Annotated in this window: 24 protein-coding genes; 10 read left to right on the top strand and 14 right to left on the bottom strand. The window is 66.2% G+C overall.

Features of this window, described 5'->3' with window-relative positions; genetic code table 11:
- Positions 1-207: 207 nt before the first annotated feature.
- The 5 genes from GYH34_RS03210 (at position 208) to GYH34_RS03190 (ending at position 4137) form a co-directional block, all read left to right on the top strand.
- On the top strand, positions 208-909 hold the full coding sequence (locus tag GYH34_RS03210) for a response regulator transcription factor (protein ID WP_018267279.1): 702 nt from the start codon (positions 208-210) through the stop codon (positions 907-909).
- 6 nt (positions 910-915) lie between these two features.
- Positions 916-2745 carry a stimulus-sensing domain-containing protein gene (locus tag GYH34_RS03205; protein ID WP_161912331.1) on the top strand — a complete coding sequence of 610 codons (1830 nt, stop codon included), beginning with the start codon at positions 916-918 and terminating at the stop codon, positions 2743-2745.
- The gene (locus GYH34_RS03200) at positions 2742-3245 is read left to right on the top strand and encodes an HPr kinase/phosphatase C-terminal domain-containing protein (RefSeq protein ID WP_161912330.1); all 504 of its coding nucleotides are present in this window, start codon (positions 2742-2744) and stop codon (positions 3243-3245) included. Before GYH34_RS03205 ends, GYH34_RS03200 begins: the two co-directional genes overlap by 4 nt.
- Positions 3246-3430: 185 nt before the next feature.
- Positions 3431-3832, top strand: coding sequence for a PTS sugar transporter subunit IIA (locus GYH34_RS03195; RefSeq protein ID WP_036293661.1), 402 nt, complete (start codon positions 3431-3433; stop codon positions 3830-3832).
- Complete coding sequence (locus tag GYH34_RS03190; protein WP_018267283.1) at positions 3829-4137, top strand: HPr family phosphocarrier protein; 309 nt, start codon at positions 3829-3831, stop codon at positions 4135-4137. The genes GYH34_RS03195 and GYH34_RS03190 overlap by 4 nt, the downstream gene beginning before the upstream one ends.
- A 19-nt stretch (positions 4138-4156) precedes the next feature.
- Here the strand turns inward: GYH34_RS03190 and GYH34_RS03185 are convergent, their stop codons facing one another.
- Positions 4157-7006, bottom strand: coding sequence for an AMP-binding protein (locus GYH34_RS03185; protein ID WP_161912329.1), 2850 nt, complete (start codon positions 7004-7006; stop codon positions 4157-4159).
- Between the two features lie 182 nt (positions 7007-7188).
- On the opposite strand from GYH34_RS03185, the gene GYH34_RS03180 reads away from it, so the two are divergent.
- From GYH34_RS03180 to purQ, 3 genes are all read left to right on the top strand, one after another.
- A complete protein-coding gene (locus tag GYH34_RS03180; protein ID WP_161912328.1) occupies positions 7189-8067 on the top strand; it encodes a hypothetical protein in 879 nt (292 codons plus the stop codon).
- A gap of 118 nt (positions 8068-8185) precedes the next feature.
- Complete coding sequence (purS, locus tag GYH34_RS03175; RefSeq protein ID WP_026599801.1) at positions 8186-8422, top strand: phosphoribosylformylglycinamidine synthase subunit PurS; 237 nt, start codon at positions 8186-8188, stop codon at positions 8420-8422.
- Between the two features lie 4 nt (positions 8423-8426).
- Positions 8427-9113 carry a phosphoribosylformylglycinamidine synthase subunit PurQ gene (gene purQ / locus GYH34_RS03170; RefSeq protein WP_161912327.1) on the top strand — a complete coding sequence of 229 codons (687 nt, stop codon included), beginning with the start codon at positions 8427-8429 and terminating at the stop codon, positions 9111-9113.
- Between the two features lie 21 nt (positions 9114-9134).
- Here the strand turns inward: purQ and GYH34_RS03165 are convergent, their stop codons facing one another.
- From GYH34_RS03165 to GYH34_RS03155, 3 genes are all read right to left on the bottom strand, one after another.
- Positions 9135-10139, bottom strand: a complete 1005-nt coding sequence (locus GYH34_RS03165) for a CorA family divalent cation transporter (RefSeq protein WP_244635245.1) — start codon at positions 10137-10139, stop codon at positions 9135-9137.
- Between the two features lie 111 nt (positions 10140-10250).
- Positions 10251-11468, bottom strand: coding sequence for an acyltransferase (locus GYH34_RS03160; RefSeq protein ID WP_161912325.1), 1218 nt, complete (start codon positions 11466-11468; stop codon positions 10251-10253).
- A 64-nt stretch (positions 11469-11532) separates the two neighbouring features.
- Positions 11533-12726: an acyltransferase family protein gene (locus GYH34_RS03155; protein WP_161912324.1), complete on the bottom strand. Its 1194-nt coding sequence runs from the start codon at positions 12724-12726 to the stop codon at positions 11533-11535.
- A gap of 194 nt (positions 12727-12920) precedes the next feature.
- On the opposite strand from GYH34_RS03155, the gene GYH34_RS03150 reads away from it, so the two are divergent.
- Complete coding sequence (locus GYH34_RS03150; protein WP_161912323.1) at positions 12921-14300, top strand: 3-deoxy-7-phosphoheptulonate synthase class II; 1380 nt, start codon at positions 12921-12923, stop codon at positions 14298-14300.
- Between the two features lie 152 nt (positions 14301-14452).
- Here the strand turns inward: GYH34_RS03150 and GYH34_RS03145 are convergent, their stop codons facing one another.
- From GYH34_RS03145 to fabG, 10 genes are all read right to left on the bottom strand, one after another.
- Entirely contained in the window at positions 14453-15253 is an 801-nt protein-coding gene (locus GYH34_RS03145) for an FTR1 family protein (RefSeq protein WP_161912322.1), read from the bottom strand.
- Positions 15254-15263: 10 nt separating this feature from the next.
- Positions 15264-15599, bottom strand: coding sequence for a cupredoxin domain-containing protein (locus GYH34_RS03140; RefSeq protein WP_161912321.1), 336 nt, complete (start codon positions 15597-15599; stop codon positions 15264-15266).
- A gap of 217 nt (positions 15600-15816) precedes the next feature.
- The gene (locus tag GYH34_RS03135; RefSeq protein WP_161912320.1) at positions 15817-16158 is read right to left on the bottom strand and encodes a hypothetical protein; all 342 of its coding nucleotides are present in this window, start codon (positions 16156-16158) and stop codon (positions 15817-15819) included.
- Positions 16159-16354: 196 nt separating this feature from the next.
- Positions 16355-16810 carry a hypothetical protein gene (locus GYH34_RS03130; RefSeq protein WP_161912319.1) on the bottom strand — a complete coding sequence of 152 codons (456 nt, stop codon included), beginning with the start codon at positions 16808-16810 and terminating at the stop codon, positions 16355-16357.
- A 7-nt stretch (positions 16811-16817) separates the two neighbouring features.
- Positions 16818-17456, bottom strand: coding sequence for a guanylate kinase (gene gmk, locus GYH34_RS03125; protein ID WP_161912318.1), 639 nt, complete (start codon positions 17454-17456; stop codon positions 16818-16820).
- 72 nt (positions 17457-17528) lie between these two features.
- Positions 17529-18416, bottom strand: coding sequence for a YicC/YloC family endoribonuclease (locus GYH34_RS03120; protein ID WP_161912317.1), 888 nt, complete (start codon positions 18414-18416; stop codon positions 17529-17531).
- Between the two features lie 79 nt (positions 18417-18495).
- The gene (gene mltG / locus GYH34_RS03115) at positions 18496-20346 is read right to left on the bottom strand and encodes an endolytic transglycosylase MltG (protein WP_161912316.1); all 1851 of its coding nucleotides are present in this window, start codon (positions 20344-20346) and stop codon (positions 18496-18498) included.
- Between the two features lie 216 nt (positions 20347-20562).
- A complete protein-coding gene (gene fabF / locus GYH34_RS03110; protein ID WP_161912315.1) occupies positions 20563-21825 on the bottom strand; it encodes a beta-ketoacyl-ACP synthase II in 1263 nt (420 codons plus the stop codon).
- Between the two features lie 91 nt (positions 21826-21916).
- On the bottom strand, positions 21917-22156 hold the full coding sequence (locus GYH34_RS03105; protein ID WP_018267300.1) for an acyl carrier protein: 240 nt from the start codon (positions 22154-22156) through the stop codon (positions 21917-21919).
- 266 nt (positions 22157-22422) lie between these two features.
- Positions 22423-23160: a 3-oxoacyl-[acyl-carrier-protein] reductase gene (fabG, locus tag GYH34_RS03100; protein WP_018267301.1), complete on the bottom strand. Its 738-nt coding sequence runs from the start codon at positions 23158-23160 to the stop codon at positions 22423-22425.
- Positions 23161-23531: 371 nt separating this feature from the next.
- Between fabG and GYH34_RS03095 the strand changes: the two genes are divergently transcribed.
- Positions 23532-24329 carry an outer membrane beta-barrel protein gene (locus tag GYH34_RS03095; RefSeq protein ID WP_161912314.1) on the top strand — a complete coding sequence of 266 codons (798 nt, stop codon included), beginning with the start codon at positions 23532-23534 and terminating at the stop codon, positions 24327-24329.
- Positions 24330-24395: the final 66 nt, after the last annotated feature.

Genomic DNA, 24395 nt, shown 5'->3' with positions numbered 1-24395 from the left:
TCGTCGGCCCAGTTTCGGCCGACGTCATGCGAATGGCCGAGGCCAGCCACATTTCGGCCGCCAACGCCTTGGAACGTGGCGCCCGAACGGCGATGTTCCAAAGCGGCGAGGCGAGCCGCCGAGACGACGAGTCGCGCGGGCGCAAAAATCGAGGCCCCCGAAGCGAACATCGAGCCCGATATCGGACGTAAACAGTAAAGGTTGAAGATGCCGACAATCGCTCTCGTCGACGACGACCGCAATATTCTCACTTCCGTCTCGATCGCGCTGGAAGGCGAGGGCTACCGCGTTCAAACCTATACCGACGGCGCCGCCGCGCTCGACGGCTTGCGGGCCAATCCGCCGGACCTCGCCATTTTCGACATAAAGATGCCGCGCATGGACGGAATGGAGCTGCTGCGCCGTCTGCGGCAGAAATCCGACCTTCCGGTGATCTTCCTCACCTCCAAGGACGAGGAGATCGACGAATTGTTCGGCCTCAAAATGGGCGCCGACGATTTCATTCACAAGCCGTTCTCGCAGCGCCTGCTGGTGGAGCGCGTGAAGGCGATTCTTCGCCGCGCCAATCCCAAGGAAGCCGCCGCGCAGAAGGAATCGGAAGCCAAGGTGCTGGAGCGCGGCGCGCTCGTCATGGACCCGGAGCGCCACACCTGCACCTGGCGCGGCGATCCCGTCGTGCTCACGGTGACGGAATTCCTCATCCTGCAAGCGCTGGCGCAGCGCCCCGGCGTGGTGAAGAGCCGCAATGCGCTGATGGACGCGGCCTATGACGATCAGGTCTATGTCGACGACCGCACCATCGACAGCCACATCAAGCGGCTGCGCAAGAAGTTCAAGGTCGTCGACAATGAGTTCGAGATGATCGAGACGCTCTATGGCGTCGGCTATCGCTTCAAGGAAGCCCCATAACGGCTCATGACAGTCACGACCGACAATGAACATGGCGTCGAGACGCAGGCGCGGCAAAAGCGAATCGGCCGCGCCGCGTCGGTTCGCTTCGCGCGGCTCACGCGCGCGATTCAGTCGCGCCTGTCGTCCTCGCTCACGCGTCGCATCGTCGTGCTCAATCTTGGCGGCCTCGTGGCGCTGCTCGGCGGTTTTCTCTATCTCAACCAATTTCGCGAAGGTCTGATCGACGCGCGCGTGCAGAGCCTGCAGACGCAGGGCGAGATCATCGCCGCGGCCATCGCCGCCTCCGCGACCGTCGACACGGACGCGATCACCATCGATCCCGAGAAGCTGCTGCGTCTCGCGCCCGGGGAGAGCTACAGCCTCGCCGAGGGCAGCCAGCCGTCGATGGAGTTCTCGCTCAATCCCGAGCGCATCGGCCCGCTGCTGCGTCGCCTCGTCTCGCCGACGCGCACGCGCGCGCGCATCTATGATCGCGACGGCTATCTCTTGCTCGACTCGCGCTCCGTCTCCGGCCGCTCCAATATTCTGCGCTTCGATCTCGGGCCGCCGGGCGGCGCGAGCGAATCGTCCAGCTATCTCGAGCAGGGCATAAATGCGCTGCGCCGTTGGACGCGCCGGCCGGAGCTGCCGCTCTATGAGGATATCGGCGCCGGCAATGGCAAAGCCTATCCAGAGGTCGCCGCCGCGCTCACCGGCGGCGCGCTCTCCGTGGTGCGGGCCAACGCCAAGGGCGAGACCATCATATCGGTCGCCGTGCCGGTGCAGCGCTTCCGCTCGGTGCGCGGCGCGCTGCTGCTCTCCACGCTCGGCGGCGACATAGACGCCATTCTGGCGCAGGAGCGCTGGGGCATCATCCGCATCTTCCTGGTCTCGGCCGGCGTGATGCTGCTGCTGTCGCTGCTCTTCGCCGGCACCATCGCCGAGCCCATGCGCCGTCTCGCCGAGGCGGCCGATCGCGTGCGGCGCGGCGTCAAATCGCGGCAGGAGATTCCCGATTTCTCGCAGCGCCAGGACGAGATCGGCCATCTCTCCGGCGCGCTGCGCGACATGACGCGCGCGCTCTACAATCGCATAGAGGCGATCGAGCATTTCGCGGCGGATGTGGCGCATGAGCTGAAGAATCCGCTCACCTCGCTGCGCAGCGCGGTGGAGACTCTGCCCATCGTCAAGGACGAGAATGCGCGCTCGCGTCTGCTGACCATCATCAAGCACGACGTCGGACGGCTCGACCGTCTCATCAGCGATATTTCCGACGCCTCGCGTCTCGACGCCGAGCTGGCCCGCGCAGACATGGACATTGTCGATGTCGCCGGCGTGCTGAAGACCGTCGTCGGCATGGCGCATGATCTCGATCGCGGCGATGGCGTCGCCATCACGCTCGACATTCAGCCCGCCGATCCGCGGCGGCGCTGGCGCATCCTCGGCCATGATTCGCGCCTCGCGCAAGTGTTCGACAATCTCATCGGCAACGCCCGCTCCTTCTCGGCGGAGGGCGGCAATGTGCGCGTCTATCTGCGGCCGGAGCAGGCGATGGGGCCGGGCGGCCAGCCGATCGACGGCTATGAGATCATCGTCGACGACGACGGGCCGGGCATTCCCGCCCATGCCTTCGAGCGCATTTTCGAGCGTTTCTACACGGATCGGCCGGAGCAGGGCTTCGGCCAGAATTCCGGTCTCGGCCTCTCCATCTCCCGCCAGATCGTCGAGGCGCATAACGGCCGCATCCGCGCGATGAACCGCACGCGGGCGGAGCCGGAGGGAACCGACGAGATCGCGCCGGAGGATGTGGTGCTGGGCGCGCGCTTCGTGCTCTGGCTTCCGGCGGCGAAATGACCAGCGCGCCTCTCCAAGACGCGCCTCCCGGAGCGGAGCAGGTCGAGGAGCGGATCGTGATTCACGCCAACGCCCTGCTCATCGGCGCGGCCGGCGTGCTGCTGCGCGGGCCATCCGGCGCCGGCAAGAGCGGGCTCAGCCTCGAGCTGATCCATCTCGCCGAGGGGCGGGGGCTTTTCGCGCGGCTCATCGGCGATGATCGGGTCGCGCTCATGCGCCGTCACGGCCGCCTGCTGGCGCGCCCGCATCCGGCCATAGCCGGGGCGATAGAGGAGCGCGGAAGGGGCGTGCTGCCGATCGAATTCGAGCCCGCGGGGGTGCTGCGCTGTCTCGTCGATCTATGTGGACCAAGAGACGAGACGCCGCCCCGCTATCCGCCGGAAGGGAGCGCGGAGGCCGATCTGTGCGGCGTGAGGCTGCCGAGGCTCGCCGCGAACGCCCGAGAGGCCGGGGCGGCGAGGGAGATTTTGTCGTTTATTCATCAGTTTGTAGCATTTTAGCGAGGATCGGAGGTTTTCGCTTGCCAATTTCGCCGCAACGCACAAAATGGCGCCCGAAACGCTGCGAACGTCGGGGCGACATTCGCGTTAGTAAATTGGTGAGCCGCAATGCCGGTCTGCTTCGGTTCTCCGGTTTCGACGATCTCGTTCTCCTGCGAGACGGTCTTCATGAGCGGTAGCTGCGAATGATCGGAATGGTCCTGGTGACCCATGGCCACCTCGCCACGGAGTTTCGCGCGGCCCTCGAGCATGTCGTCGGCCCGCAGAAGCAGCTCGTGTCGATCTCGATCGGCCCCGAGGACGATATGGAGCGTCGGCGCCGGGACATTATCGACGCCATCGCCGAAGCGGACAGCGGCGACGGCGTCGTCGTGCTGACCGACATGTTCGGCGGCACCCCCTCCAATCTGGCGATTTCCGTGATGAATGGCGGCAAGGTGGAGGTGCTGGCGGGCATCAACCTGCCCATGCTGATCAAGCTGGCCTCGGTGCGCGAATCGGCTCCGCTCGAGCAGGCGGTGTTGCAAGCCCAGGACGCCGGGCGCAAATATGTCTATATCGCCAGCCGAGTCCTCAACGCCAAATGACCGACCAATCCGTTTCCGCCGCCGCCGATGGCGGCCGCATCGTCCGCGATCTCACCATCGTCAACCGCAAGGGCCTGCACGCGCGGGCGACGGCCAAATTCGTCCAGTGCTGCGAGGCTTATGAGGCCGAGATCACCGTCTCCAAATGCGGGGACACGGTCGGCGGCAGCTCCATCATGGGCATATTGACGCTGGGCGCCGCCCAAGGCTCCACCATCACCGTGACCGCCGCCGGCCCGCAGGCCTCGCAGGCGATAGAGGCGCTGGCGGCGCTGGTCGGCAACCGCTTCGGCGAGGACGAGTAGGGCGCGCAGGCGCCCTCCGCTACGCCTCCCCCCGCTTCGGCTTGGACAATTCGCTCAAATCCGGCTCACCGCAGCGCGCGAGAATGGCGGCGCGGACATGATCCCGCAACCGCAGCGCGCAGAGGAAATCGCTCCCGCCCGCCCGTATCGGCGGCAGAATGGCGAGCGACAGCGCCGAGCGGCGCGGGAACCATTGCTCGCCGCGCAACATGCCGCGGGTTCCGCGCAGGACGCCCGGATAGACCGGCAGCTCCGCCTCCGCGGCGATCTTGAAGGCGCCGAGATAGAAGCCGCAGAGCCCGGCGCGGCGCGTGAAGGTCCCCTCCGGGAAGAACACGAGATTGCGCCCCTCCCGGGCCGCCGCCGCGAGCGTCTCCGCGTCGGCCACGCTCGCGGCAATATCGTAGCGCTCGACGAAAAGCGCCCCGAGCCGGCGCAGGAACGGCCCGGCGAACATCTGCCCGGCCAGCTCCTTCTTGGCGACGAAGGCCGGCTCTCCCGGCAGAGAGGCGGCGAGCAGCATGACGTCGACATAGCTCGAATGGTTGAAGGCGAGCACGGCGCCGCCCGGCGGCAGACGCTCCAGCCCCTCCGTCGTGACTTTGGCGCCGATGGCGCCGAGCATGGCGCCGGCGATCTTGCGCACGGCGGGCCAGCGCGAGCGGCGGGGCAGGATCATCACCGCCCACCAGGCGGCAAAATAGCCGGCGCAGACGATGAGCCACCACCAGCAGGCATAGGCGAGCTCGCCGGCTCGCCCAACCGCGCCTCGGATCGCCGGCCATAGGCCGAGCAGCGCCAGCCTGCCGATCTGCAGCCAGACCGGACCGCGCGGCTCGCCGAGCCGACCCTCCTCGAACAGCGCCTTGGCGGCGCCGCGGCGAATCTTGCCGCTCGAGGTTTTGGGCGTCGAGCGCGGCGGCAGGAAGCGAACCTCATCGGCCGGCGCGCCGCAGACGGCGGCCACCGCCGTCTGGACCTTGGTCTCCAACACGCCCAGCGCCTCCGGCACGGTCTCATAGGTCTCGGCGACGACGATCAGCCGTTCCGTTCCGGTCTCCACATCGGGCGCGCCGAAAGCGGCGACGCAGCCCTTGCGAATGCCGGGAAGCGCGGCGACGGCCTCCTCTATCTCCTGCGGATAGAGATGCCGCCCGGCGCGAATCACAATGTCCTTGACCCGCCCGGTCACAAAAATCTCGCCGCCGGCCATGTAGGCGCGATCGCCGCTGTCGAGCCAGCCGCCCCGAAGCAGCGATTTGGTCTTCTCCTCATTGCGGAAATAGCCCGTTGTGGCCGAGGGGCCGCGAAACTCCAGCCGCCCCTCGCGGCGCTCGGAAAGCTCGCGGCCGGCGGCGTCGACGATGCGAATCTCATGGCCCGGCAGCGGGGCGCCGCAGCCGACGATCTCCAATGAGCCGTCGCCTTCGCCCGCCGGCTCGGCGCGGCCGGAGGTCGCCAGCGCCTCGCGGGAGATGCGGTCGATGACCGGCGCGCGGCCGGGCGGCGGAAAAGCGAGGCCGACCGCATTTTCCGCGAGCCCATAGACCGGCGCCATGGCCTCCGCCCGAAAGCCATGTCTGGCGAATTTTTCGGCGAATCGCCGGATGGTGCGCGGGGAGATGGGCTCGGCGCCATTGGCGATCATGCGCAGCGAGCAAAGATCGAGCCCTTCGATCTGCGCCGGATCGATCTTGTCGAGGCAGAGCTCGAAGGCGAAATTGGGCGCGGCGCTCAGCGTGCCGCGATGGCGGTCGATCGCCTCCAGCCAGCTCGCCGGCCGCGAGAGGAAGGTCAGCGGCGACATGACATAGAGCGGCGCGCCGAAATGCAGGCAGCCGAGCCAGGCGCCGATCAGCCCCATATCGTGATAGAGCGGCAGCCAGCTGACGAATGTGTCCGCCGAGCTGGCGCCGATGGCGAGGCCCATGGCGCGAACATTGGCGAGAAGATTGGCGTGGCTCAGCACCACGCCTTTGGGATCGCCCGTGCTGCCGGACGTATATTGCAGCATGGCGGTCGCGCCCGCCTCGCGCGTCGGCGGCAGCGGCGCGCCATTGGCGCCGCTCGTGAGATCGGCGACGCAGACGATCGCCTCCAAGCTCTCCACGCGCCCGCGGGCGAGGCCGGCGAGGCGCAGCCCATCCTGTGTGGTGACGAGCAGCCGCACCCCCGCATTGCGCAAAATGCCGATCTGGCGCGTGAGATGCTCCTCGATCTGCGCCATGCGCATCGGCGGATAGATCGGCACGGGAATGGCGCCGGCGTAGAGCGCGCCGAAAAAGCCGACGAAGAAATCGATTCCCGTCGGCAGCATCAGCGCGATTCGGTCGCCCGGCGCGACGTCGCGGGCGACGAAGCCCTCCGCCGCGCGGCGCGCCTCATCGGCGAGCCGCCAATAGGTGAGCGCGCCGCCGGGCGTCGCGGCGTCGCGCAGAAAGGTGAGATGCAGCCGCTCGGGATTTTGGGCGGCGTGCCAGTCCAGCGCCTCGGTCAGCGTCCTCGCCTCGAAGGCGGCGCGAATATGCGGCAGCGCCTCGGCGGGGGAAGGCTCGGAGAAGGCGGGCGGCTCGGCGCCGGGGGCCTTCTCCAGCGCCGTCAGCAGATCGCCGACCGTATCGGCGCGGCCCAATTCCTCGAGCGGCAGCGGGGCGTGGAAGGCGCGCTCCAGCCGCATATTCAATTCGGCGCGCGCCAGGCTGTCGACGCCGAGATCCTGCTCGAGCCGGCTGGACAGCGAAATCTCGGTCGGAGCGCCGCGCCGCGGATGCATTTCGCGGGCGAGCGAGTCGACAACGGCGAAAACCTCCCGCCGCGCCGCCTCCTGCGTGGCGCGCCGACGTCCCGGATAGTTGGAGACCGCATGCATTGGGAGGCCCTCCCTCGCTCTCGAGGCAGATAGAGCGAGGTCGGCGGCATTCGACTCTTTTCTGTAACCCGCCGTCGACATGGGCCGCCGACAATCGCTCCGGTTGCGCTGACGCCAGCTTCGCGCAAGGCGGACGCCGGAAACTAGATGCGCGTCCGACGCGCCATGGATGGTCACGAATCATGGTTTCGCCGATTTCCGCTCTCACCTCCCGAGCGCCCAGCGTGCGCGCGCTGTCGCGCGTCTCGCAGGTCACGGCGAAAGCCGAGGCGGTGGAGGAGGAGACGAAGGTCGCGACCGCGACGGCCGCCAAGCCGCCGCCCCCGCCCGGTCCGGGCCTCCGCGACGCGCTGCCCGCCGGCTATCGCAATTTCGCCATGCCGCTCGGCGCCGAATCCGACGGGCCGCTCGCCGGCGAGAATGCGCCTTTGCGGTCGGCCTATGGGCCGAGCGCGGCTGCGCTCTCCGGCCTGCCGCGGCTCATCGGCGAACGCATTCCGCCGCGCATCGTCATTCGCGAGGCGCAGACCGCGCTGCGCGCGGCCGCGGAGGCGCGCGGCGAGACGGTCCGGGAATTCCTCGACGCCGCCGAGACCGTTCCGCGCGCGCGTCTTCCCTCGCGCAATTCAGCCGAGGCCGCGCCGACGATTCGCGCCGCGCTTCTGGTCCGCGACGGCGAGCGCGACACAGCGACCATCGACCTCTATGTGACCAAGACCGGGCCGGGCGCCGTCGAGGCCGCCGCCTATGACCGCGATTTCGCTTCACCCTCCGGCGGCTTTCCCTATGCCGCGCCGCCGCTCTTCATCGATCGCATCAATTTCGATCCCGCCTATCAGGCCGTGGTCTCGGCTGTCGCCAGCCCGCCGCGACGGCGCAGCGCTGCGAGCGGCGGCGGGGCGTCGCCGGTCGGCTCCATCATCGTCACCACGGTGATCGGCGTCGCCACCTTCGTCGCCGTCATGCTGACGCTCGCCGCCGGCCAACCGGTGTTCGCCGCCACGATCGCGCTGCTCGGCGCCATGGGCTTCGTCTACACGCTGCGCGCGCGCTCGGCCTGAAGCGTCACGGCCGGAAATTCCCGGCCAGAAATTCTCTCGCCCGGAAATTCTTGCGCTCCGGCGCGTCCCCCGCTAACCCTGCGGCCAGCCTCCGAAGCCCAAACAGGGAAGCCGCCGCATGAAAGCCCGCGTCATCGTCACCTTGAAGAACGGCGTGCTCGATCCGCAGGGCAAGGCCATAGAAGGCGCGCTGGCCTCGCTCGGCGTCGAGGGCGTCGGCGGCGTGCGGCAAGGCAAGGTGTTCGACATAGAGCTCGAGGGCTCCGACCGCGCCCTCGCCGAGGCGCGACTGCGCGCGGCCTGCGAGAAGCTGCTCGCCAACACCGTCATCGAGAATTTCCAGATCGAGATCTGATCCCATGAAAGCCGCCGTCCTCGTCTTTCCCGGCTCCAATCGCGAAGGCGATATGGCGCGCGCGCTTCGCCAAGCCACCGGCCACGAGCCCGCAATGGTCTGGCATTCGCAGACCGAGCTGCCCGCGGGCACCGATCTCGTCGTGCTGCCGGGCGGCTTCTCCTATGGCGATTATCTGCGCTGCGGCGCCATCGCCGGCCGCGCCGCCATCATGGACGCGGTGCGCGCCCATGCCGCGCGCGGCGGGCTGACGCTCGGCGTCTGCAACGGCTTCCAGATTTTGTGCGAGGGCGGGCTGCTGCCCGGCGTGCTGATGCGCAACGCCAATCTGCGCTTCGTCTGCCGCATGCAGCATTTGCGCGTCGAGCGCGCCGACACCGCCTTCACCAGCCATTATCGGCAGGGCCAGACGATCGAGGTCGCCATCGCCCATGGCGAGGGCAATTACGAGGCCGATGACGAGACGATCGCCCGGCTCGAGGGCGAGGGGCTCATCGCCTTCCGCTATTGCGATGCGCTCGGGCGCGTCGGCGGCGATGCCAATCCCAACGGCTCGCGCAACGACATCGCCGGAATCTTCTCCGAGCGCCGCAATGTGCTCGGCCTGATGCCGCACCCCGAAAATCTCATCGATCCGCTGGTCGGCGGAATCGACGGCCGGGGATTGTTCGAAAGCCTCGCGGCGGCGTGAGGCTGAACGGCGTGGGCTACGTCATCCCTCGCGGCGCTTGATCCACATCAGCGCGAAAAAGGCCGCCGCCGCCGAGGCGAGGCAGAGCGCCGCCGCATAGAGCGTCCCCTGCTCATTATCGGCGAAGAACAGATTCTTCGTGTTCATGCCGAATATGCCGGAGACGAGAGTCGGCGGCATGAGCAGAGTGCCGAGAATGGTCAGCACATAGAGCTGGCGATTGGTCTCCGCCGTGAGATTGGAGACGATCTCGTCCTGCAGCAGGCGCGCGCGCTCCTCCACCGCCTGCAGCTCCTGCTGCAATGAATCGAAACGCTGCGTCAGCCGGCGCAGCGCCGCATGGGTCGGCGGCGTGACGCGCGGCGAGAAAGCGGCGCGCGAGAAGACGCGTTGCCCATCGGCGAGCTCGCGCCGCAGCCGGATCGTCTGGCGGCGCAGCGCGCCGAGATCACGCCGGTCGTCATGCGCTTCATCGTCCAACACGCGATCCTCGATCTTGTTGAATTTGGCCAGCAGCTTCTCGAGCCCGGTGTCCATGGAGGCGAGGCTGCGCGTCACCAGCGCCTCGAAGAGATCGAGCGGCGTTTGCAGCCGCTGGCCCTCCAGCGCCGCCTGCCGAATGGCGGCGGTCGATTCGACGGCGTAGCGTCGTGCGGTGACGATGCAGCGCTCGGTGACGACGACGCGCAGCGGACGCAGCACATCTTCCTCACGCTCGAGATCGCGACCGTAATCGGCGATCACGCCCCACAGCGCCTGCTCGTCGGCGTCGAGCCGCTGATGACCGTCCTGATCGATGAGCAGCGCCCGCGCTTCCGCCGGCATTTGCTGGCGGCCGGCGACCCAATCGCGATAGCGAAGATCGGCGACATTGAGATGGACCCAGAAATAGCCGTCGGCCTCCGCATCGAGCTGCGCGGAATCGTGATCGGCGACGAGCGTCGCCGCGCCCTCCGCATCGAAGCGCATGACCCAGAGAAAGGGCGAATCGCCCACGATAGCGCCGGCCGGCGGCAACGTCTTCATTTTCACGCGTCCCCGCGGGCGCGCGCCTTCGGCGGCCCGCCTCGGGTCCTCGCCATTAGAGGAGGGTTGCGACGTTTCGTCGACAGAGGGCGGCACGGATGACCTTCAGGCTCATGCGTCGGCTTTTTGCGGCTCGCGCTCCAGCTCCTCGATCGGCTGCGGAAGGCGCCGGCGCCGGCGCTCCTCCGCCGCCTCGAAGGCTCTGCGCAATGCGCGCCGCGCGGAATTGGTGTGCGCCTCGGTGACGCGCGAGAAGAGGAAGCCGAAGACGACCGCCGCCGTCATCACCGCCGCCATCACCAGCCAATGGACAGGCGTCGCCAGCTCGCGCGCCCATTGCGCGCCGAAATGCCGATCGGCCATGGCGCGCGCCAGAATCAGCACGGGCATATGGACGCTGTAGAGCGAGAAGGAGAAATCGGCGAGCCGCCGATGCAGCTGCGGTTGGAACAGCGCCCAGCCTTGCTGCGGCCCGAAGCGCAGCGTCGCCACCAGATTGAGGAAGAGAACGGCCGACAGCGTATCGGCGAGATCGGCGAGATAGGGATGAACCTCGAGATTGGGGCCGCGCACCAAAAGGCGGATCGGGATGACGGCCGCGACATAGAGCGCGAGCGCGATCCAGCGCGATTGGACCAGCGGGCGCCGCGCCAGAGTCGCCAGCGCGCCGAGGCCCCAGAGCAAATAGCCGAAACGAAACCAGCCGCCGGCGGGGATCGACATGACCACGAGAATGGCGAGGCCGAGGGCGAATCCGACGGCGCGCGTCCGCAGCGGATAGGCGCGGGCGAAGGGCAGCAGCAGCAGCGGGAAGGAGATGTAATACCAAAACTCGCAGGCGAGCGACCAGAGCGGCCCATTGGTGCCGAAGAAATCGCAATAGATCGCCGAGAGATTGGCCAGCGAGCCGAGGAAGAGATCGACGCGATCATGGTCCTTGAACACCGGCCAGTCATAGACGCCGCTGTCGCCGAACCAGTTGCGGCCGATCCAATCCGCCGCCACTGTGACGAGCAGCGCCGGCGCGAGCACGATATAGATGCGCGCGAAACGATGAATGAGATAATCACGCAGAAAGGGCTTGTCCTTGCGCAATTGCGCCAGCACCGCGCCGCCGACCAGATAGCCTGAGATGGCGAAGAAGCCGACGACGGCCTGATGGCCGAGCTCGAAGCTGACGAAGAACCACCAGGCGTAGACGCTCGCCGCATGGGGAGCGCTCATTATGTCCGCGAGATTGACGAACATATTGGTGGAGTGGACGGCGAGCACGAGCAGCGCGCCCACCCAACGACATGCCTCGATGAATTGCGACAGAAGGACGGGCATGTGTCTCCGAAGGCTTTGGCGCGAATGGATCGCCCCAAACGAAAAAAAGCAGGACAGGGCCGAGTTATAGCCCCTCGGCTCGACCTTGGCCAACCCAGCGGGCGGGCGCGCCGAGCCGCGCGCGCCGGTCCAGCGCGGCGACAGCCGCATGCAGAAGCCGCCGCAGCGCCGGCGTATGCGCCTCGGTCACACGCGAGAAGACGAAGGCCGTCGCGACGGCGACGAGGAGCAGCGCCGCCGTGACGAGCCAATGCGTCGGCGTCGGCAGAAGCTTGTGCCAGTCCGCGCCGAAAATATGGCCGGCTCCGGCCCAGAAGAAGAAAACGATCGGCATATGCGTGGCGTAGAGCGAGAAGGAGAAGTCCGCGAGCCGGCGATGCAGCGCCGAACGCCCGAATGCAAAGCCGCTTTCCGCGAAACGCAGCGTCGTCAGCAGATTGGCGAGCGTCGCCGCGGTGAGCGCGTCGGCGATGTCGTGCAGAACCGGATGCGCCTCGAAAAGAGGCCCGCGCGCGGCGAGGCGGCCAATGACGAGCGCCACGAGAAAAATCCCCAGCGACAGATATTTGCCGGAGAGGAGCGGGCGCGTCGCGCGCGCCGCCAACGCGCCCATGACCCATAGCGTGAAACCGAAAGGCACGCGCGAGGAGGGAATCGAGAGAAGGAACAGCAACAGCGCGCCGAGGGCGAAGGCGGCGAGGCGCGCAGGCTCCGAATAGAAGCGCGCCCACGGAAGCAGCAGCAGCGGGAACAGCAGATAATACCAGAACTCGCAGGCCAGCGACCACAGCGGGCCGTCTGTGCCGGCCTGGCCGGCCCAGATATTCTGCTGCATGGCCAGCGCCGAGAGAATGCGCGTGGGCTCATAGGCGCCCTCGAGGCCGGAAAGCTCGTAGACGCCGGCGCCGGCGAAGAGGTCGCGGCCGAGCGCGTCGAGAGCGAAGGTCAGCGCCAGCGCCGGGACCAGCACGAGATAGATGCGGGCGAAGCGATCGACGAAATAGGCGCGCAGGAAGGGCGTCCGCCGCGCCATGGCCGCAAAGACGCGGCCGCCGACGAGAAAGCCCGACAGAACGAAGAAGACCGTCACCGCCTGATGCGAGAAGGCGGTGACGAACCACCAGAAATAAACGAGCGGCCCATGCGGCGCGACCATTATGTCGCTCAACGAGATGAGCACATTGGCGTGAGCGAGAAGAACGGCGAGAGCGGCGAGCCAGCGGGCGGCGTGAATGAAATCCGACAAAAAGACAGGCATGAAAAAAGCGCTCGTACGAAAAGGGCGCCGTCGAGGCTAGGGAAAGCAGCGCGCCGCGTCACCTTGCGGAAAGACCGCAGGTCGTGGCCGATGGATAAGGCGACGCTCGCGGCGGGCGGGCAAAAGCTCGCCTCTGCGGGCGCGCTCCTGTATAGCTGGGCCGCGCAGGGGAGCGGCGAGCAGGAGCCAGGCTAGTGGAGAATTGGACGCCCGGAAGCTGGAGAGGAAGACCGATCGAGCAGACGCCGATCTATCAGGATCAGGCGGCGCTCGCCGATGTCGAGCGGCAGCTCGCCGGATTTCCGCCCCTCGTCTTCGCCGGCGAGGCGCGCAGCCTCAAGCGCTCGCTCGCCGAGGTGGCCGGCGGCCGCGCCTTTCTGCTGCAGGGCGGCGATTGCGCCGAGAGCTTCAGCGAGCATTCGGCCGACAATATCCGCGATTTCTTCCGCGTCTTTCTGCAAATGGCGGTGGTGCTGACCTATGCGGCGGCCTCGCCCGTGGTGAAGGTCGGCCGCATCGCCGGCCAATTCGCCAAGCCGCGCTCCGCCCCCACCGAGAAGCAGGGCGCGCTGGAGCTGCCGAGCTATCGCGGCGACATCATCAACGACATTGAATTCACCGCCGCCGCCCGCGAGCCCGATCCGCAGCGCCAGCTGATGGCCTATCGGCAATCCGCCGCGACGCTCAACCTCATCCGCGCCTTCGCGACGGGCGGCTTCGCCAATCTCGTCAACGCCCATCGCTGGATGCTGGGCTTCGTGCGCAACAGCCCGCTCTCGGACCGCTATTCGCAGCTCGCCGACCATATCAGCGAGACCTTGGGCTTCATGCGCGCCATCGGCCTCGATCCCGAGCATCATCCCGAGCTGCGGCAGACGGATTTCTACACCTCTCACGAGGCGCTGCTGCTCGGCTATGAGCAGGCGCTCACCCGCGTCGATTCGCTCGAGGGCGGCTATTTCGCCACCTCCGGCCATTTCCTCTGGATCGGCGACCGCACGCGCCAGGAGGACGGCGCCCATATCGAATATCTCCGCGGCGTGCAGAATCCCATCGGCCTCAAATGCGGGCCGAGCCTGAGGCCGGACGCGCTGCTGCGCCTCATCGACAAGCTCGATCCGCAGAACGAGCCGGGGCGGCTGACGCTCATCTGCCGTTTCGGCTCCGACAAGGCGGCCGAGGCGCTGCCGCCGATCCTGCGCGCCGTCGCCCGCGAGGGGCGCAATGTCGTGTGGTGCTGCGATCCGATGCATGGCAACACGATCAGCGCCGGCGGCCGCAAGACCCGGCCCTTCGATCGCGTGATGGCGGAAATCCGCAATTTCTTCGAGGTTCATCGCGCCGAGGGGACTTACGCCGGCGGCATTCACCTCGAGATGACCGGGCAGAATGTCACCGAATGCATGGGCGGCGCGCGCGATATTTCCGAGCAAGAGCTGGGCGTGCGTTACGACACGACCTGCGATCCGCGCCTCAACGCCGAGCAGGCGATAGAAGTGGCCTTCCTCGTCGCGGAATTGCTGAAGGCCGAGCGTCTGGCGCGCGGCGCGCAAGAGCCGGACGCGGCGGAGTAATACCCCCCCCAGCGCCCTCATCCTGAGGCGCTTTTTGCGGAAACGCAAAAAGCCTCGATGGATGCTTCAGGAGGCCGCCGCCCCCCATCCTTCGAGACGGCCCCTTCGGGGCCTCCTCAGGATGAAGGAACTGGCGTTTTCGATACCAACAATCACTCCGCCGCGGCATGGACATTGGCGACGGCGGGCCGCGGCGTGGCGAGGCGGGTGGCGATGACGATGCCCGCCAGCGTCGTCACATAGGCGACCAGCTGCAGCGCCGTCGGCTGATCGACATAGCCGATCAGCGTATGCAGCACACGGCCGAAGATGCTCGAATCCGGCAGCACGCCGGATGTGTCCCACACTGTCTGCGAGAGGGCGGTGACGATCCAGGCCTGCTGCAGAAAGCCCGCGCATTGCGCCGCGAGGCCGGCCGCCAGCAGAGTGATCATCGCCGTCGTCACGGCGAACAAATGCCGCGCCGGAATGGTGACGAGACCGAAATAGGTGAGCGCGCTGAGGCCGGCGCCGAGCGCGAGGCCGGCCAACCCGCCCGTGAAGAGATCGGCGGCCGTCTCGCCCGAGGCGAGAATGCCATAGAGAAACAGCGCCACCTCCGAGCCCTCGCGCAGCACGGCGACCGCGACGACCACAGCGAGGGCGAAAAAGGATTTTTCGCCCGAGACCGCGGCGCGGCCGTGGCGCGCCATCCAAATATTGTGCGTGGCGAGCATCACCACCGCGACCGCGAGGACGCCGGCATTGAACAGCTCCTGCCCTCGGCCCGCGACGGCCTGCGACAGCGCATCGGCAAAGAGCGCGACGACGCCGGCGCCGAGCGCCCCCGCCGCCACGCCGCCGAAGACATAGGCCCGCGAGCCGCGCGCGCCGCGCGTGACGGCGAGCACGATGCCGATGACGAGACCCGCCTCTATGACCTCACGAAAGACGATGATGAGTGCGCCCAGCATTGCTTTGTCCTTACTCGACGACGAGCTCGCCCTTGGCCGTGGCCTCGTGATATTCGCCGACGAAATGATAGCGGCCGGGCTTCAGCGGACGCAGGCGCACGGTGATCTCGGCGTTGCCGGCGACGACTTTCTCGATCTTGAGCGCCTTGCTCTCGAATTCCTCGGGCGTCGAGTCGAGATTCTTCACGACGATGGTGATCGGCTTGTCGGCGGGGGCATGCAGCTCGGCGGTCGAGAAGCGGTGATCCTTGATCGAGATTTCGAGAGAGGTCTCGTCGGCCGCGACGGCGGCGCCGACGCCCGCCGCGAGAGCGGCGGCGACGAGAAGAATACGGGAGGATTTCATTTCACGCCTTTCGATGAATCGTTTCGACGCCTTCGCCCACGCCCCGCGCGAAGCGAAGCAAGAACCGGCCCATCGCCATGCGCGAGGCGGGCGTCACGAGGCCCGCCCATGAATGCGCTACAGCTTGAATATGAAGGTAGTTAAAGGCCCGGCGCGCCACAACGGCGCGAGTTGAGATTGCTTCCAATCTAGACTCGGCGAAACGCCGCGGCCTCGCTCAGCCCGGATAGCCGTGGCGCGCTTTGCTCGCATGCACCAGAGCGACAGCCTGAGCGTCACGACCCGCCGCGCAAGCCGAGGCGGCGGCGGCGATCTCGTTCTGGATCGTCGCATAGACGCCCTGATTCACATGCCCCATGGCGAGATCATTGTCCATGATCGCGCGATAGCGGCGGATGGCGCCGGAGCAGCCGGAGCCATCGGGAAGCTCGAAGCCAGCAGGCGTCGTGTTGCGCGTCGCGACGGCCGGCGGCTGCGCGACCGCGACGGGCTGCGCGGAATTGCAGGCGGCGAGGCACAGCGCCGCGATGATCGGGACGAAGAGCTTTGCGGATGTCATGGCGAAACCGAAATTCCTCGCATTATCGGACTGACTGCGGATGATTGACTGTCGGCGACGGGCCGAGCAAGTCGAAATTTCCTATCCTCTCACCGCGCGGGCGAATTTTGTGAAAGCAAGTCGCTGTGAAGCTCGCAACGGCTCGGACACTCTCTCCAGCGCCGATCCGATCGCAGTGGCGGCGGCTCCGTTGGAGTCAATTCGCAATAGTGCGACATCGAGGACTTGGACCGCACCGTGTCATGGCGCACTCGATTTCGATCTCCGAAGCCGACGATCCATATAGAAAGCCGACGTCGAGAATTTCTCTTCCAAACCCCACCCATCGGCGTTCGATAAACCATCCACCTCGATGGTCTTTCGAGCGATCATACGAAATATTCAATCCTTTGACATATTCCTCTGAATTGAGCGCGCCCTGGTGTTTTTTCATAAATGCTCGAATAAGATAATCGTCCTTCACATGGCGAATTGCGCTCTCGTCGCTGGCCACTTCTTCTTTTCTCGAAGCGCACCCCCACCGATGCTCGACGGCGGTATCCAGCAAATCTTTGCCAAAACCGACACAAAAGGCGAAGATCAAAACCGCGAATATGCCAAAGAAAATACAAAACAATACACGCATCGAGGAGACGAATGCGCGATAGGACATGCGCTTGTCACTCGCTCAAAAGCCGCGCGACGAAAGCCTCTATGCCCGGCAGGCGACGCGGCCGGCGCTGACGCTCGGCGCGCAATATTGCGAGAAGATCGTCGAAAGTGCGCTGCAGATCGTCGTTGACCAGCACATAATCATACTGCTTCCAGCGCTGAATCTCATTGCGCGCATTCTCGAGACGGCGCTCGATCGTCTCGCGCGAATCCTCCGCGCGGCGCTCGAGACGCGCGCGCAGCTCCTTCATCGACGGCGGCAGAATGAACACCGTGACAGTGTCCGCGCCCATCTTCTCACGCACCTGCTGCGTGCCCTGATAATCGATATCGAAGAGCGCATCGCGGCCGTCGCGCAAAATCTCTTCCACCGGCCCACGCGGCGTGCCGTAATAATTTCCGTGCACCTCCGCCCATTCCAGCAATTCGCCATTGTCGCGCATCGACTCGAAGCGGCTCTTGGAAATGAAGGAATAATGGATGCCGTCGACCTCGCTCGAGCGACGCGGGCGCGTCGTCACCGAGATCGAGAGCGTGAGGTCGAGCTCGCGGTTCTGCAGCAGCATGCGCGTCAGCGTCGTCTTCCCCGCGCCGGAGGGCGAGGAGAGAATGAGGACGATTCCGCGGCGGTCTGGCGTTGTGGGCATCTTTGGTCCAGCGAATAGCGAGTGGCGAAGAGAGCGCGTCTTTCGCGCTACTCCCTATTCGCTATTTGCTCCTCACTCAATGTTCTGCACCTGCTCGCGCCATTGCTCCACCTCGATCTTGAGCTCGAGGCCGAGCGCGGTGAGCGCGCCATCATTGGATTTGGCGCAGAGCGTGTTGGTCTCGCGCGACAATTCCTGGGCGAGGAAATCGAGGCGACGGCCGATCGGGCCGCCCTTACCGATCAGCTCGCCGGCGCTGACCACATGGGCCTTCAGCCGGTCCAGCTCCTCGCGAATGTCGGCCTTGACCGCGAGCAGCACCGCCTCCTGATGCAGGCGCTGCGCGTCGAAGGAATGGCCGGTCTCCAGCAGAGCCGCGATCTGGCTGGCGAGCCGCGCGCGCACCGCCTCGGCCGAGCGGCCTGGCAGCGCCTCCGCCTGCGCGGTCAATTCGCCGATGCGCGCGAGACGCGCGGTCAGCACATCGCCTATGGCCGCGCCTTCGGAAGCGCGCGAGGCGGTCAGCGCCTCCAGCGCTTGCGCCAATGTCGCCAGCACCTTCGCGTCGAGCGCATTGCGCTGCTGCTCATCGTCCTCCAGCTCTATCACCTCGACAATGCCGCGTACCGCCAGCAGGCCGTCGAGCGAGGCCGGCCGCAAGGACGCGTGCAGCGGCACATCGTCCAACGCCTTCAGCAGACGCTCCAGCGCGGCGCGATTGATGCGCGTCTCGACCACGGCGTCGTCGCGGCGCGCGGTGAGATTGGCGAAGCAGGAGCCGCGAGCGATGCGGCCGGAGATCAGCGCGCGCGCCTTCACCTCCACCGCATCGAAATTGGGCGGAACGCGCAGCCGCAGATCCAGCCCTTTGGAATTGACGGTCTTGATTTCCCAAGCGTAGCGCCACGGTCCGAGACTGTCGTGAGCGCGGGCGAAGCCGGTCATGCTGGCGAGAGACATTGCGATCCTTGGTAGGGCGAATAGCGAGTACCGAGCGGCAGTCTATTCGCTACTCGCTATTCGCCGTCTCCTTGCTTCGTCACCGAAACTTGGCGACATCCGGCACGGTCTTGGCGGAGTTCAAATCCCAGCCGCGATCACGCAGCGGATCGAGCGCCGTGCCTTCCGATGCGTCGAAGGCGCGCGCGCGGGCGGCGCGCGGAGGCTGGCCGGCGTCGGCCGAAGCGGACAGCGGCAAGGGGCGCTCCACGGGCCGCTCCTCGACCGCCAAGCCGAGACGCGCGGCGCGGGCGCGCTGTTCGGCGCGCAGAGTGGCGGAGACCGGATAGCTCGCCGACGAATCGAGACCGTCGTCCTCGGCCAGCTCGTCCGAGCCGGCCTGCGAATCATCCGCTGCGGAGGCGATCATCGTGACGGCGGCGCGCGCCTCGGGCTGGGCGCGCTGGGCGAATTGCGTTGTGAACAGCGGCGGCGCGACGAGCGCCACGGCGGCGCGCTCGGCCGTGAGCCGCAGGCTCTCCTCATTGTCGCCGGCATATTCGAACGGGATGGACGGCAGAGCGGCGCCGATTCGCTTTAACGCGCCATGGCGGGGATCGGCCGCCGTCACCGGCTCCATCTGCGCATCGGCCAGCGCCACGAGCCGGCCGAAAGCTGCGTCGCCGCGCTTTTCCCGCGGGGCGGGCTGCGTCGGCCCGACGACGGCGCCCGGCTCCAGACGATCGACGCCCTGCGCGCGGTCTTTCTCGATCTGCCGCCAGCGCTGGACATTGCGCGAATGCTGCTCGAGCGTCTCCGCGAAGACATGGCCGCCGGTTCCGTCGGCGACGAAATAGAGCTCCTGCGTGCGCGAGGGATTGGCGACCGCCTCCAGCGCCGCGCGGCCCGGATTGGCGATCGGCCCCGGCGGCAGGCCGTCGATCGCATAGGTGTTATAGGGCGTCCACTTCTCGACCTCGGACTTCAAAATCCCGCGGCCGAGCGTCGCGCGCCCGCCGACGAGGCCGTAGACGATGGTGGGGTCCGATTGCAGCCGCATGCCCTTGCGCAGGCGGTTGACGAAGACGGCGGCGACGCGCGGCCGCTCATCGGCCTTGCCGGTCTCCTTCTCGACGATGGAGGCGAGCGTCACCAGCTCATAGGGCGTCTTGACGGGAAGGTCGGGATTGCGGCGCGCCCAGATCTGATCGAGCAGCTTGCGCTGATCCTCCTGCATTTTCAGCAGCAGCTTGGCGCGCGGATAGCCGCGCGCGACCTTATAGGTCTCCGGCAGCAGCGCGCCCTCCTTGGGCAGATCCGTCATATCTCCGGCGAGCACGTCGCTCTCACGCAGGCGCGAGACGATCTGATCCGTCGTCAGCCCCTCGGGAATGGTCACGCCATGCAGAATTTGCCGGCCGTTGATGAGCTCGTCCATCACCTCGCGCAGGCTGGCGTTCTGCTTGAAAGCGTATTCGCCGGGCTTCAGCTTGCCGCGCACGCCCTCGATCAGCAGAGCGACGTTCATCAGCATGGGATTGTCGATGACGCCGTCGCGCTCGAGCTGCGCCAAAATCTCGGGAACGTCGCTGTGCGGGGCGATATAGACGATCTTCTCGGCGGCGAGCGGGCCGGGCTCGCGCAGCTTGTGCAGCACGGCGATGAGGCCGAAGACGCCAGCGACCGCGACGACCAGCAGCAGCGAGAGCAGGCTGCTGAGCGCGGAGAGCGTTCCCTCGCGCTTGCGGCGCGGCGGCGGGGGCGGCGGAGCGTCCGCGCCGCCAGAGCCGCGCAGGCTGGCGCGGCGGCGAAAGAATGAGGAGGATTGGCTCTGAGACTGTGCGCCTGTGGGCTCCGGCCCCGCGGCCTCGGCGCCCTTCGCATTCTGCCCTAGGGCGTCGGACGGGCCATCCTTTGGCGTCTCGGACGAATCATTGGGAGCATCGCTCATCGGGAAACTCCGTCTCTTTGGTTTCGGGCCGTGTCGTGATTCGGATCACACCGACCAGAAAAACGCGACGGGCCGACAAACAAAACGCCTCCGCGGCGGCGCGCCGAGGAGGATTGCGACGACTTTGCGGCGCTCGCGCGCGTTACCCTATCGTTCTTTGTGGCGAAATCAGGAACGCTCCCTCGCACGACCGCGACCGAAGGCGCGGCGGCCCCGCTACTGGGGACGCCGGAAGACGAGGGACGCGTTGGTGCCGCCGAAACCGAAGGAGTTGGACAAGACGATGTCGATCTTACGCTCCCGCGCCTTGTGCGGCACGAGGTCTATTTCGGTCGCGACCGAGGGATTGTCCAGATTGCGCGTGGGCGGCGCGACGCCATGGGTGAGCGCCAGAATGGAGTAGATCGCCTCCACGGCGCCGGCCGCGCCGAGCAAATGCCCGATCGCCGATTTGGTCGAGGACATGGAGAGGCTGGGCGTCTCATTGCCGATGAGGCGATGCACGGCCTGCAACTCGATCTCGTCGCCGAGCGGCGTCGAGGTGCCATGGGAGTTCACATAATCGACATCCGACACGCGCAGGCCGGCGCGCTTCAGCGCGATCTCCATGCAGCGATAGGCGCCGTCGCCATCCGGCGCTGGCGCCGTAATGTGATAGGCGTCGCCGGACATGCCATAGCCGATCAGCTCGGCATAGATTCGCGCGCCGCGCGCCACCGCGTGCTCATAGGATTCGAGCACGACGCAGCCGGCGCCCTCGCCCATGACGAAGCCGTCGCGATCACGATCATAGGGCCGCGAGCCGGCCTCGGGACGATCGTTGAAGCCGGTCGACAGCGCCTTGCAGGCGGCAAAGCCCGCGACGCCGATGCGATTGACCGGCGATTCGGCGCCGCCCGCCACCATCACCTCGGCCTCGCCGAGCGCGATCAGCCGGCCCGCATCGCCAATGGCGTGCGCGCCGGTGGAGCAGGCGGTGACGACGGCGTGATTCGGCCCTTTGAGGCCGTGCATGATCGACACATAGCCAGAGGCCAGATTGATGATGCGGCCAGAGATGAAGAAAGGCGACACGCGTCGCGGGCCCTTCTCCTTCAGCGTGATGGAGGTCTCATAAATGCCGCCGAGGCCGCCGATGCCGGAGCCGATCAGCACGCCGGTCGTGTTCTGCTTTTCCGCCGTGTCGGCTTTCCAGCCGGCGTCGGCCAGCGCCTGAGTGGCCGCGGCGACTCCATAGATGATGAAGTCGTCGACCTTGCGCTGCTCTTTCGGCTCGAACCAGGCGTCGGGATCGAAGGTTCCGTTGGAACCGTCTCCGCGCGGCACGAAACCTGCTATCTGACACGGGAGATCCGACGCCTCGAAGGTGTCGATGCGGCGAAAGCCGTGCTCTCCGGCGATGAGCCGCCGCCAATTGACGTCCACGCCACAGCCCAACGGCGAAACGATGCCGAGTCCGGTGACCACCACCCTGCGCATGGATTCTCTCGAGAGCTGTGCCTTGCAGTTCATTGACGAAAACGCGGAACCGCGGATCGTTCCACGATCCGCGTCGCGTCGGCCATTGGCCTCAAGCCGCTTTGGCTTTTTCCAGATAGGAAATGGCGTCGCCGACCGTGTTGATCTTCTCGGCCTCTTCGTCCGGGATCTCGACGCCGAACTCCTCCTCGAAAGCCATGACCAGCTCGACGGTGTCGAGAGAATCGGCCCCGAGATCGTCGACGAAAGACGCCTCCGGCTTCACCTCTTCTTCTTTGACGCCGAGATGTTCGACAACGATACTCTTAACGCGCGGGGCGATATCGCTCATCTTCTCTGATCCTCGTTCGATCGATCTGCTGACACCGACTTGGCGGATCCAGAGTTCGGCTCGGACCTCGCTCGATCGTTTCAGGGGTAAACTACGTCACATTTCTGCGGTTTCGCTCGCGCGACCCGCGGAAACGTCGCCATCGGGAGGCGGGCTTTTTCGCCGGCCCGAATTGCTCTTTGCGGCGTCGCCCCCGGCCAGCGACGCGTCTGGTAGCATAATTAATTCGCCGTGGCGAGAGGCGCCCCGCGGCAAATCCTGAGCTTTCAGATCATCGCCATGCCGCCGTTCACATGCAGAGTCTGGCCGGTGACATAGGCCGATTCGTCGCTCGAAAGATAGACGACGGCGGCGGCGACATCGGCGCCCGTGCCCAGCCGTCCGGCCGGCACGGCGCGCAGAATCGTCTGTTTCTGCGTCTCGTTCAGCGCGTCGGTCATCGGGCTCTCGATAAAGCCGGGCGCCACGCAATTGACGGTGATGCCGCGCGAGGCGACCTCGGCCGCCAGCGATTTGGTCATGCCGATCATGCCGGCCTTGGCGGCGGCGTAATTGCCCTGGCCGGCGTTGCCGGTGACGCCGACGACCGAGGTGATGCCGATGATGCGGCCGAAGCGCTTACGCATCATGCCGCGCAGCGCCGCCCGCGACAGTCGGAAGGCCGAGGTGAGATTGACGTTCAGCACCGCGTCCCAATCCTCGTCCTTGAGGCGCATGAACAGCATGTCGCGGGTAATGCCTGCGTTGTTGACCAGAATGTCGAGCCCGCCCATGGCCTTTTCCGCCGCCGGGACCAGCGCCTCGGCCTGCGCCTTGTCGGAGAGATCGCAAGGGAGAATATGGACGCGCTCGCCGAGTTCCGAGGCGAGCGTCGCGAGCGCTTCCTCGCGCGTGCCCGAAAGCGCCACCACAGCGCCGCTCTTATGCAGAGCGCGCGCGATGTCCCGGCCGATGCCGCCGCTCGCGCCAGTGACCAGCGCCGTCTTGCCGCTCAGATCGAACATCTCTCTCCCCCTCGCCGCCGCTGTGCTCGCGCGGCTTCGCGAAACTCTATGCGCCTCTATAGGGCGCCGCGCGCGCAGCGCGCAATCTCGGCGCCCCGCCGGCCCCTTTGTCGCATTAGGTAGTTTTGCGGAGAGCGGGCCGGCCTCAGTTATAGTATAAAAATAATGTATCCAAAAATACTTAGGGGTGCTTTTTTATCACACCGACAAAAGAAATGACAGACGGGATCGTTTATAGCCTTTTTCGGCGTTTACAGTGTCATGGATTTACGAAATCTTCGCCCGCAGCGGTTCGAATGCTTGCGTTGGTGGGGTCGAACGGCGTGTTTGGCGTGCTTGCGCCGCTTTATAGAGGATTGAGGAGCCATCTAATGAAAACCAGGATTTCCCTTCTCGCGGTCTTTTCGGCTCTGCTCGCCGGATCGGCCAGCGCCGCTGATCTGCCCTCTCGCAAGGAAGTCGCCGTCGCATTCGTCCCGCCGCCGGCTTTCTCCTGGACCGGCCCCTATGTCGGCTTGAACCTCGGCGGCGGCTGGCTCGATCGCGGCAACAACAACAATAATTGGGGCTGGAACAACAACAGCAACAACACCAGCGGCGGCGTTGTCGGCGGCGGCCAGATCGGCTGGAACTATCAGCTTTCGCCGCTCTTCGTTGTCGGCCTGGAGACCGATATTCAGGGCACCAGCATCGGCAGCGGCAACAACAATAATAATTGGTGGGGCGGCTGGGGCGTCACCGATCGCACCCAGGTTCCGTGGTTCGGCACGGTGCGCGGCCGTATCGGCCTGGCGCTGCTCGATTCGCGCCTGCTGATCTACGGCACCGGCGGCTTCGCCTATGGCGAGGTGAAGCATCCGTTCGGCGGCTTCTGGTGGGGCAATAATAATAACAATGACGTGCGCGGCGGCTGGACGGCCGGCGGCGGCGTCGAATGGGCCTTCCTGCCCAATTGGTCGGCCAAGATCGAATATCTCTACACGGAGCTCAACGATAACAATAACAACAATAATTGGGGCTTGCTGGGTCCGGTTCTGTTCCCGCAGTTCCCCGCCGCGGTCTGGGGCGCCAACAATTGGAACCGCCATACGCGCATCAACACTGTGCGCGCCGGCATCAACTATCACTTCAATCTCTTCACCCCCGCTCCCGTGGTGGCGAGATACTGAAGCCTCCCCTCTCCTCCTCTAGGGTCACTCCGGTTCAGACTGAACCGGAGTGACCCTATATCTCTT

This window comes from Methylosinus sp. C49, from assembly GCF_009936375.1.
In the GTDB taxonomy this organism is placed as follows: Bacteria; Pseudomonadota; Alphaproteobacteria; order Rhizobiales; family Beijerinckiaceae; genus Methylosinus.
Note: the sequence above shows the minus strand (reverse complement) of the source record. Positions and strands in the feature narration are given on the sequence as shown.